5 protein-coding genes are annotated in these 4,926 nt (G+C 70.3%); 2 read left to right on the top strand and 3 right to left on the bottom strand.

Annotated elements, in window-relative coordinates; translation table 11 throughout:
• Positions 1 to 634 (top strand): aminoglycoside phosphotransferase family protein (locus BQ8420_RS11455; RefSeq protein ID WP_087098198.1); only part of this gene is annotated, 634 nt, incomplete at its 5' end.
• Positions 635 to 812: 178 nt separating this feature from the next.
• Here the strand turns inward: BQ8420_RS11455 and BQ8420_RS11450 are convergent.
• Positions 813 to 2,420 carry an FUSC family protein gene (locus BQ8420_RS11450; RefSeq protein ID WP_235006090.1) on the bottom strand — a complete coding sequence of 536 codons (1,608 nt, stop codon included), beginning with the start codon at positions 2,418 to 2,420 and terminating at the stop codon, positions 813 to 815.
• A gap of 61 nt (positions 2,421 to 2,481) precedes the next feature.
• Between BQ8420_RS11450 and BQ8420_RS11445 the strand changes: the two genes are divergently transcribed.
• Positions 2,482 to 2,967, top strand: coding sequence for a MarR family winged helix-turn-helix transcriptional regulator (locus BQ8420_RS11445; RefSeq protein WP_087098192.1), 486 nt, complete (start codon positions 2,482 to 2,484; stop codon positions 2,965 to 2,967).
• 193 nt (positions 2,968 to 3,160) lie between these two features.
• On the opposite strand, the gene BQ8420_RS11440 is transcribed toward BQ8420_RS11445, so the two are convergent.
• Positions 3,161 to 4,033, bottom strand: a complete 873-nt coding sequence (locus BQ8420_RS11440) for an NmrA family NAD(P)-binding protein (protein WP_087098190.1) — start codon at positions 4,031 to 4,033, stop codon at positions 3,161 to 3,163.
• A gap of 160 nt (positions 4,034 to 4,193) precedes the next feature.
• On the bottom strand, positions 4,194 to 4,820 hold the full coding sequence (locus BQ8420_RS11435) for a TetR/AcrR family transcriptional regulator (protein ID WP_200815899.1): 627 nt from the start codon (positions 4,818 to 4,820) through the stop codon (positions 4,194 to 4,196).
• Between the last annotated feature and the right edge of the window lie 106 nt (positions 4,821 to 4,926).

Raw genomic sequence — 4,926 nt, 5'->3', positions numbered from 1 at the left:
CGCCACCACCCCCGTGCCCCACCTGCTCCAGACCCGCCTGCCCGGCACCGACCTGGCCGAATCCACCCCCGGCCCGGCTCTGTTGCGAGAGTTGGGAGAGCGAATGGGGCGTCTGCACCGCCTTCCCACCGCAGGTTTGCGCACCCCACCACACCAGATGGAGTCCACCGACCCGACCGGCCTGCTCCAACACCTGCACCGCATCGGGATGATCGACGCCGACACCGCCACCTGGTGCACCGATCTACTGTCCCGCCTGGCCCGATCACACCCCGATCCGCAACCGGTACTGATCCACGGTGACCTGTCCCCCACCAACCTGCTGGCCACCGATGAGGGCACCCTGTCGGGGATCGTGGACCTGGGCGATGCCGCCCTGGCCGAGGCCACGGTGGACTTCGCCAAACTCCCACCCCACTGGCTGCCCGAGGTCGTGGCCGGCTACCCGCACCCACCCGAACAAGAACACTCCTGGCGCTCCCGCATCCTGTTCCACCACCTGAACTGGGCCCTGGCCCGCCTGAGCGATCCGCGTCCCCGGCCGGGCCTACGCCACTGGAGCGCCCCGCCCGCCGCCCGCCTCCTCGCCCTGATGCGGCTACTGTCCACCCACCCCCACTGGGTTCCCGGCTGACCCACTCCTGGCGGCAGGGGAATTCACCCCCGAGTCAGAGCCGGCCCTCGTGCGTTCACACCACCTCGCGCAACCCGGTCAACCTCGACCCTCGATCCCCCGCACGAAAACCCTCTCCCTCACCGAGGCCGAGGACACCGGGCGCGCGCGGACACCGCCCCGGCACCCGGCTTCCTGCTCAGGCCGGGGTGAAGGACCGCTCCCGGTCCAGCAACGCCTGGGCACGCTCGCACACCGCTTCGGCGCGACCGCGCGGCACACCCCGCCCACCGGTCTCACCACCGGCCACCGCCAACGCCTCGCGTACTCGGGCGTGGGCGTCCACCAGCCGGTGGCGCGCCCCGGCGTCCATCCCGCATTCCTCCACCTGCCGGCACGCGCGGGCGCACTCGCCCATCGCCCATTCCACACGCTCACGCATCGACCCATCGCGCACCAGCAGGGTCACCACCACCCCCACCACGGCTCCCAGCACGGTGGCGGCCAACCGCTCACCCACCAGGTCCGAGGCGCCCGCCCCGGGGTGGGCCAGCGAGGACAACGCCAACGTCAACGGGGTCACGCACACGATCGCGTACGCGTAGTTGGTGGTGACCACCAGCTCCGCACCCACCTGGCACAGCACCACCACGATGATGAGCACCCACACCGAGGAGGTGTCCACCACCGCGAACAGTGCGGCGGCCGCCCCCGTCCCGGCCACGGTGCCCAGGGCCCGTTGCAGGGTGCGGTGCCAGGTGAGGGTCACACTGGTGGCCTGGAGCACCGAGGCGGCCGAAACGGTCGCCCAATAGCCGTGCCCCATCCCCAACGACCAGGCCAGCACACCGGCGGCCAGGGAGGCCAGGGCGATCCGCACCGCCCACACCATGCGCGGCGCGGGCCCGGGATGAGCGGCCCCGACCGAACGGACCTGGTCGGCGTGGGCGCTGAAGGTGCGTAGTTCCTCCTCGCTCACCAGCGGGTCCAGGCGGCGCCGGGTACGGACGCGGCGGGCCAGCTCACGCAGTTCGGCGGCTCTTCGCCCCTGCAGGACCCGGTCCCCACCGTCGAGCACCAGGGTGTGGGCGCGCGCGATCATCACCTCAAGGGCCAGCACCGTGTCGGTGCGCGGGGTGGCGCCCAACACCTGGCGGGCCCGGTGCAGGGCCGCTTCGGCCCCTTGACGCCGGGCCGGGGTTGGGGCGTGCAGGTGGTCGGCCACCGCGTGCAGGGCCCGCGCCGAGGCCAGGCGGTGGGCGGCGCGGGGGTGGACCAGTACCCCGACCATGGCCATCACCCAGCACAGGGCGGCGGCCGCGGCCGTGGTCAGGGTGTGCACGGGCACCCCGGCCAGGGTCTGGGGGGCGTAGGCGGCCACCCCGGCGGCGAAGACGAACATCAACCCGGCCGGTGCGCCCAGGCGCACGGTGTCGGAGGTGTACTTGGCCGCGGCCGCCACCAGGGCCACCACCACGATGGGTGCCACCATGGTCGTGGACAAGGCCGAGGTCAGGGCGCCGGCGCCCACCGACAGGGTCAGGCCCGTGGCCACCAGGGCCAGGATCGGGGCGCGGCGACGGTAGGTGTCATCGCGCGCGTACAGGGCGGTGAAGCAGCCCATGGCCGCGTAGGGGGCCAGGTCCATGCGCCCGGCCAGGTGCAGGATGATCAGTACCGTCAGCAGACACACGCCCACACGGGCGGCGGTGACGATGACGTTGCCGCGTACTCGGCGGGGCGAGAGGGATCCTCGGGAGTCGAAGAGGGTGCTCGACCGCCCCCAAACAGAAGAAAAGTAGTTCACAAGTAAATTATTATAGGGTGGATTCGATCCCAACGCCACCCAGTGAAAGACACCTCTCACCATGAGCGACGCCGTGGCACGCTTCCGCGACCACTGGTCCCACCTGCACCCCGACCAGGACCTGACCGGCATGGAAGCCATCGGCCGCGTCCGCCGCCTGGCCGCACTGGCCAACAACCGCACCGACGACGCCCTCACCGACACCGGCGTCTCCCGCCCCGAATTCGAGATCCTGGCCGCCCTACGCCGCTCCCCCGACGGCCTGCGCCCACGTCACCTGACCCGCGAGACCATCTCCTCGGGCGCCGCCACCACCAAACGCCTCGCGCGCCTGGAAGAAGCCGGCCTGCTCACCCGCACCCGCATCGAACGCGACCGCCGCGAAACCCTGGTCCGCCTCACCCCCGAAGGCGAAACCCTCACCGACACCCTCTTCCTCCTCCAGTTGGGTATCGACACCGACCTGCTCACCCCCCTGACCCAGGACGAACGCACCCAACTCGCCACCCTCCTGACCCGCCTGCTCACCCCCATCGACCGCACCTGAACACACCTTCACCACGGGGAAAGCCTCCACGCCGGCCGAGGCCGCGCAGCCGCACCCGCCGCGCCCGGCCCGCACCCCCGGGCAGTGAGGAAGGCTCGCACCCCTCACCCCAGGGATGCGAGCCTTCCTCGCTCCACCACCGCTCGCCGCTCATTTGTCCTGATCCGGGGTCTGCGGCGGAACCGGCCTGGCCTCAGTTCACCGAACCCAGGTTCTGCCGCGCCCATTGCGCCACCGTGGTCCCGGGACGCCCCAGCACCGTCTGAACGTCGTCGCGGACCACAGCCTGGAATTCCATGTTGCCGAGCACGGTCTGGCGCATCGTCGCGACGGCGCTCTCCATATAAAGACGATCGCCGGCCGAGGCGATCGAACCCACGTAAGCCGCCAAGTCGTCAGGGCCCGACACCGAGCACGTGATCTCATCTCCCATCACCTCGCTGAGGATCTCGGCGACCTGCGGGCCCGTGACCACCTCCGTGCTCAGCCAGTAATTCTCACCGCCATGCCTGGCCGGTCCCTCACGCAGCACCGCGGCGGCGACCGCGGCGATGTCAGCGGCGCACACCCACCCCAGCGCGGACTCCTGCCAGGAGACGGTGAACGAACCGGTCTCGGCGACCGTGGCCAGCACCGTGTCGGTGATGACGTTGGGGTGCAGGTGCGTCCACGCGATACCGCTGGCCTGGATGTAGGTCTCGATGAGCTCATGCCAGGAGAAATGCGGAATCATGTCACGGCCGGAGCCGAAGACGCCCAGGTGGACGATGTGCTCCACACCGGCGCGCGCGGCGGCGTCGACGAACATCTTGCTCTGGTAGAGCATGTCCGCGGTGTAGCCGGTCAGGAGGAAGACCCGGTCCACGCCTTCCAGCGCTTGGGCGAAGTGCTCGGGGCGGTCCAGGTCCAGCACGACGGCCTCGCGCCCTTGGGCGCGCCACTGGTCGGCGACCTCGCCGCGCCTGGTCGCAAGACGCACCTCAAGACCTGCGTGATCGCTGCCCAACTCCTCGACCAACCGCGACCCGACTCTTCCGGTCGCACCGAGGATGAGTGCTCTGACCATGGCGAATACCTTTCTTTCTACGAATCCGGGCACATCCGCAGGCCTTCCGCCCTGGGAGAGCCAGGGCGGCAGGCACCGAACGCGATATGACCCGCGGCCGCTGAGGGGTGCTTTCGGAGGGGTTTTCCGTTGTTCTCGATCCGTGTTCGACCTGACGGGGTCAGGTCGAACCCACGTTCTCGGTCAGCGCGTCCATGAGGAGATCGATGAGTCGGTGGACCTGCTCCTTGGTGCTGTGCCGGGCCAGGGAGGCGACACCGCCCACCAGGAGCAGGACGTCGCCCGCAATGACGTCACCGCGCAGACCGCCCTCCCGGACACCGGCGTCCAGCAGGGTGGTGACGGCGCCGATCAAAAGTGTGCGGGTGTGGGCGTAGGGGTCGGCGTCGGAGGTGATGGCCGCGTTGAGGGCCGCGCACATGTTGGCGTTGGCCATCGCGTGGTCCAGGAAGTGCTCCAGCCATGCCCGGGTGGCCTCATCCGCCGGGTACCTGGCCACGAGGTCGCTCGCCCTCTCGCACACCAGGGCGATCTGTCGACTGTGGGCGGCGACCAGGAGGACTTCCCCGGTCGGGAAGTGTCGGTAGAGCGTGCCCACTCCCACCCCCGCCTGCCGGGCGATGGCGGCCGGCGTGGTGTCCGGCCCCTGCTCGGCGAAGAGGCGCGCGGCCACCTGGCACACCGACACCCCCACCCCCGGGTCGGCGGCCACGTTGCGCGCCTTGAAACTGGAAACGAAGGTGATCACCCGCGCCAGATACCGCTCCGGCTCCCAGATCGCCCCCACCGCAACCTCATGGATCCCACCACCCGGCCTCGACGAAGCCAACGTGCACAGGTGGTACTCCGACCAGAACACCAAGAACGGACCCCACCCCACCCACTCCGCTCAC

The organism is Nocardiopsis sp. JB363, assembly GCF_900143625.1.
GTDB lineage: Bacteria > Actinomycetota > Actinomycetes > Streptosporangiales > Streptosporangiaceae > Nocardiopsis.
Note: the sequence above shows the minus strand (reverse complement) of the source record. Positions and strands in the feature narration are given on the sequence as shown.

Excerpts from the sequence above, each read along its gene's own strand:
- BQ8420_RS11445 (WP_087098192.1), top strand. The coding sequence starts at position 2,482 with ATGAGCGACGCCGTGGCACGCTTCCGCGACCACTGGTCCCACCTGCAC.
- BQ8420_RS11440 (WP_087098190.1), bottom strand. The coding sequence starts at position 4,033 with ATGGTCAGAGCACTCATCCTCGGTGCGACCGGAAGAGTCGGGTCGCGG.